We start from the raw sequence: 4,817 nt of genomic DNA on the forward strand, positions 1-4,817 counted from the left end.
TCCGGCATCAGAGTCGTGTCCCAGCTGGACACCTGGTCGTCGCTGACCGCCTACGACCGGCCCTGGCAGTCCTGGGTGCGGGCCTCGCTCGCCGAGCGGGAGACCCGCGCGCGGCGTGCCGGGAGTGCCTCGCCGGACCTGACGCTCGCCGTCGCGGCGTGGCGCTGGCTGGAGGAGACCGAACTGCTCGCGCCGGACCTGGACGCGGTGCCCGTCCCCGACGAGGAGGAGGGGCCGCAGGTGTGGACCCCCGCGTGGCGGCTCGGACTACCCCTCGGCCATCTGGCGATCCATCTGTTCTGAGGCCCCGTCCCTCACGGGGCGTGCACTCCGGCCCGGTACTTCGGGATCCGGATCGTGATCCTCATGCCCGCGCCGACGGCCGTCTCGATCACCAGCCCGTAGGCGTCGCCGAAGACCTGGCGCAGCCGCTCGTCGACGTTCGACAGGCCGACCCCATGCGAGGGGCCGCCCTCGCCGCGCAGGATCGCCCGCAGCTCCCCGGGATCCATGCCGACGCCGTCGTCCTCGATGACGACCTCGGCCTCCGCGCCCGCGTCCGTGGCGTCGATGGTGATCCGGCTGCGGGTGACGGCGCCCTCCAGACCGTGCTTGACCGCGTTCTCGACGAGCGGCTGCAGACACAGGAACGGCAGCGTCACGGGAAGGACCTCCGGGGCGATCTGCAGCGTGACCGACAGCCGGTCGCCGAACCGGGCGCGGACCAGGGCCAGGTACTGGTCGATGGAGTGCAGTTCGTCGGCGAGCGTCGTGAAGTCGCCGTGCCGGCGGAACGAGTAGCGGGTGAAGTCGGCGAACTCCAGGAGGAGTTCGCGGGCGCGCTCCGGGTCCGTGCGGACGAACGAGGCGATCGCGGCGAGCGAGTTGAAGATGAAGTGCGGGGAGATCTGGGCGCGCAGGGCCTTGATCTCGGCCTCGATCAGCCGGGTCCGGGAGCGGTCGAGCTCGGCGAGTTCCAGCTGGACGGAGACCCAGCGGGCGACCTCGTCGGTGGCGCGGGCCAGGACGGCGGACTCGCGCGGGGCGTAGGCGACGACGGCGCCCCTGACGCGGCCGTCGGCGACGACCGGCGCGGCCACGGCCCAGCGCAGCGGGCAGTCCACGGCGGTGCATCCGCAGGCGAACGCGACGGAGCGGGCGCCTGCGGCGAGCGCGTCGGCCAGGGCCGGCATGACGTGTCCGGCGTGGGCGTGTTCGGACGCGCCGTCCCAGGCGAGCACGGTCGAGCGGTTCGTCACGGCGAGGGCGTCCGTGCCGAGGAGACTGCGCAGGCGACGGGCGGACTTGCGGGCCGTCTCCTCCGTGAGGCCCGCGCGCAGGGGCGGGGCCGCCAGGGAGGCGGTGTGGAGGGTGTCGAAGGTGGCGCGCTCGACGGGGGTGCCGATGTCGCTGTGCCGGGTCTTGCCGGTGGCCCGGCGGCCCAGCGCGTAGCCCAGGGCGAGGAGGGTGGGGGTGAGGGCCAGCAGCGCCGCGGCTGCGGCTCCGCCGGTCACCGGTTGCCCTTCTGCCGGGGGGTGGGCCGCTTCGCCGTGGGGCCTGCGCCCGGTGGGCCGGTTCCCGTCGTCGGGGGCAGGTCGCGCAGGTCCCCGCGCCCGTGACGGGGCACGTCCGGCCCCGCGCCGGAGGCGAGCCCCGTACGGGACCGCCGTGGCCCTGCGATTCTCAGGTCCTCCGGGAGGTGGAGGCGGGTCAGCGTGGCGGTCGTGTGAGCGGGGACGGAGTCCGGGGTGGCCAGGCTGACCAGGATCATCGCCAGGAAGCCGATCGGCACCGACCAGACCGCCGGCCACGCCAGCAGGGTGTGCAGCCAGCCGGTCGTCGCGACGCCCGACACCGTCAGGGTCACCGCGAGCAGCGCGGAGCCTCCGCCCAGGAACAGGCCGGCCACCGCGCCCGGCGGGGTCAGCCGGCGCCACCAGATGCCGAGCAGGAGCAGTGGGCAGAAGGACGACGCGGAGACGGCGAAGGCCATGCCCACCGCGTCGGCCACCGGTACGCCGTCGACGAGGAGCGCGCCGCCGAGCGGGCAGACGACGGACAGGACGACCGCGAGGCGGAAGTGCCGGACGCCGCGCGTGGGCAGCACGTCCTGGTTGATGACCCCGGCGACGGCCATGGTCAGGCCCGACGCCGTCGAGAGGAACGCGGCGAAGGCCCCGCCCGCGACCAGCGCGCCGAGCAGGTCGCCCGCGACGCCGCCGATCATGCGGCCGGGCAGGAGCAGGACCGTGGCGTCGGCGTCCTGGGTAGCGGTGAGTTCGGGGGCGTAGAGCCGGCCGAGCCAGCCGTACAACGGCGGCAGGAGGTAGAAGAGGCCGATCAGAGCGAGGACGACGACCGTGGTGCGGCGGGCGGCGCGGCCGTTCGGGCTGGTGTAGAAGCGGACGACGACGTGCGGCAGGCCCATGGTGCCGAGGAACGTCGCGATGATCAGCCCGTACGTGGCGTAGAGCGGGTGGTCGGCGCGGCTGGTGGCGAGGGGGCGGCCCGCGCCGGCGCCGGTCGGCGGCAGGTCGGTCACCGTGTGGTCGGGCGGGACGGCCGCGCCCGCGCCGCGCCACGCGAGGACGAGGAAGAACGCCGGGACGAGCAGGGCAGTCAGTTTCAGCCAGTACTGGAAGGCCTGGACGAAGGTGATGGAGCGCATGCCGCCCGCGGCGACGGCGAGCACGACGACGGCCGCGACGAGGGAGCCGCCGAGCCAGCGTGGCGCGCCGGTGAGCACCTGGAGGGTGAGGCCGGCGCCCTGGAGCTGCGGCACAAGGTACATCCAGCCCGCGCCGACGACGAACATGCTGACCACGCGCCGCACCCGGCGTGACTCGAGCCGCCCCTCGGCGAAGTCGGGCAGCGTGTAGGCGCCGGAGCGGCGCAGCGGTGCGGCCACGAAGACCAGCAGCACGAGATAGCCCGCGGTGTAGCCGACCGGGTACCAGAGCATGTCCGGGCCGTGCACGAGAACCAGTCCGGCGACGCCGAGGAACGAGGCCGCCGAGAGGTACTCCCCGCTGATCGCGGCGGCGTTGAGGCGCGGGCCGACGGTGCGCGAGGCGACGTAGAAGTCGGACGTGGTGCGGGAGATCCGCAGGCCGAAGCCGCCGATGAGGACGGTGGCGAGGACGACGACGGTCACCGCCGGGATCGCGTAGGCCTCGTTCACGGCGCTCCGGTGTCCCGGCCGCGGACGAGGTCGGCGAAGTCGCGTTCGTTGCGCTCGGCGCGGCGCACGTACCACCAGGCGATGAGGACGAGGAAGGGGTAGCAGCCCGCGCCGAGGACGAGCCACTGCACGGCGCTGCTGCCGAGCGCGCCGAAGAACAGCGGGAGCAGGCCGACGGGCACGGCCAGGGCGAGGAACGCGACGGTTCCGGTGCGCAGTTGGCCCCGCATGAGGGAGCTGACGTAGGCGGCGCCGAGCATGGTCTGCTCGTCGATCTCGCCCTGGGTGCGCAGGGCGGACGGTCCGGCCGCGCCGTGCGCGGTGCGCGGCTCGCCGGTCACCACTTCGCGGCGTGGTTCGGACACGGGCGGAGTGTAGGCAGGTGCGGGCGGGCCGCGGAAGGGGCTGGTCAGCCTCCTGCGCGGCGCATGAGCAACTCCCGGACGCGGCCCGCGTGGCGGCGGCTGACGGCGATCTCGGCGGTGCCGACCCGCACGGTCATGCCGCCGCCGTCGAGCCGGAGTTCGTCGATGCGGTGCAGGGCCACCAGATGGCTGCGGTGCACGCGGACGAAGCCGAGCGGCTGCCAGCGTTCCTCGAGGGTGGTGAGCGGTATGCGCACGAGGTGACCGGCGCCGTCGGCGGTGTGCAGGCGCGCGTAGTCGCCCTGCGCCTCCGCGTACGTGATGTCCGCGACGGCGACGAGGCGCGTGACGCCACCGAGTTCGACGGGGATGCGGTCGGCGACGGTGGCCGGGGGCGCGGCGGTGGCGGCCCGCTCGGCGACGCGGGCGACGGCCTCGGCGAGGCGTTCGCGGCGGACCGGTTTGAGGACGTAGTCGACGGCCTTGAGGTCGAAGGCCTGGACGGCGAAGTCCTCGTGGGCCGTGACGAAGACGACGAGCGGCGGGCGGGCGAACCCGGCGAGGAGGCGTGCCACGTCGAGTCCGGTGAGGCCGGCCATGTGGATGTCGAGGAAGAGCACGTCGACGGCTTCCTCGCCGCCGGGGCCCGCGTCGAGCGCGCGGCCGATGCGCCGCAGGGCCTCGGTGGCGTCGGTGGCGCCCTCGACGCTGTGGATGCGGGGGTCGGAACGCAGCAGGTACAGGAGCTCGGCGAGGGCGGGTTCCTCGTCGTCGACGGCGAGTGCGCGCAGCATGCGGCGGAGTGTAATCGGCCGGGGGCTTGAGCGGATCGGCCGTGCGCCGCGTACCCGTGGGGGTGGAGCAGGAGGAGCGGATGGGGTCCCAGGAACGGCATCGCGACGCGGGGGCGTACGCGCTGGGGGTGCTCGGGGCGGCGGACCGGTTCCGCTTCGAGGACCATCTCGACCAGTGCGCGGTGTGCGCGGCGTCCGTGGACGAACTCGGGTCCACGGCCCGGCTGCTGGAGCTGTACGCACGGGCGACGCCGCCGTGTGTGGAGCTGTTCGCCCGCCCCGCCCCCGCCTTCCTCGACGGCGTCGTGGACCGGCTCGCCGCGGCGCACCGCGCGGCCCGCCGCCGGTTGTGGCGGGCGGGGGCCGTCGCGGTGACGGCGCTGGTGCTGCTGGGGGCGGGGCTCGGCGCGGCCGTGACGGGCGGCGCGGGCACCTCGGGCGGCTCCGGCGGCTCGGGCGGCTCCGCGGCGGTGACGC

At 74.8% G+C, this 4,817-nt stretch carries 6 protein-coding genes; 2 read left to right on the forward strand and 4 right to left on the reverse strand.

Going from position 1 to position 4,817, the window contains the following annotated elements; genetic code table 11:
• Positions 1-303 (forward strand): hypothetical protein (locus tag GTW43_RS11620; protein ID WP_161301575.1); only part of this gene is annotated, 303 nt, incomplete at its 5' end.
• An 11-nt stretch (positions 304-314) separates the two neighbouring features.
• On the opposite strand, the gene GTW43_RS11625 is transcribed toward GTW43_RS11620, so the two are convergent.
• The 4 genes from GTW43_RS11625 to GTW43_RS11640 form a co-directional block, all read right to left on the reverse strand.
• A complete protein-coding gene (locus GTW43_RS11625; RefSeq protein WP_237536534.1) occupies positions 315-1,457 on the reverse strand; it encodes a histidine kinase in 1,143 nt (380 codons plus the stop codon).
• A 53-nt stretch (positions 1,458-1,510) separates the two neighbouring features.
• A complete protein-coding gene (locus tag GTW43_RS11630; protein WP_161301576.1) occupies positions 1,511-3,181 on the reverse strand; it encodes a cation acetate symporter in 1,671 nt (556 codons plus the stop codon).
• On the reverse strand, positions 3,178-3,522 hold the full coding sequence (locus tag GTW43_RS11635) for a hypothetical protein (protein WP_161301580.1): 345 nt from the start codon (positions 3,520-3,522) through the stop codon (positions 3,178-3,180). Before GTW43_RS11635 ends, GTW43_RS11630 begins: the two co-directional genes overlap by 4 nt.
• 68 nt (positions 3,523-3,590) lie before the next feature.
• Complete coding sequence (locus tag GTW43_RS11640; protein ID WP_161301577.1) at positions 3,591-4,340, reverse strand: LytTR family DNA-binding domain-containing protein; 750 nt, start codon at positions 4,338-4,340, stop codon at positions 3,591-3,593.
• Positions 4,341-4,420: 80 nt separating this feature from the next.
• Between GTW43_RS11640 and GTW43_RS11645 the strand changes: the two genes are divergently transcribed.
• Positions 4,421-4,817 (forward strand): zf-HC2 domain-containing protein (locus tag GTW43_RS11645; protein ID WP_161301578.1); only part of this gene is annotated, 397 nt, incomplete at its 3' end.

It is taken from the genome of Streptomyces sp. SID5785 (assembly GCF_009870065.1).
Taxonomy (GTDB): domain Bacteria; phylum Actinomycetota; class Actinomycetes; order Streptomycetales; family Streptomycetaceae; genus Streptomyces.

Coding starts and splice junctions, on each gene's coding strand:
- GTW43_RS11640 (WP_161301577.1), bottom strand. CDS start 4,340: ATGCTGCGCGCACTCGCCGTCGACGACGAGGAACCCGCCCTCGCCGAG.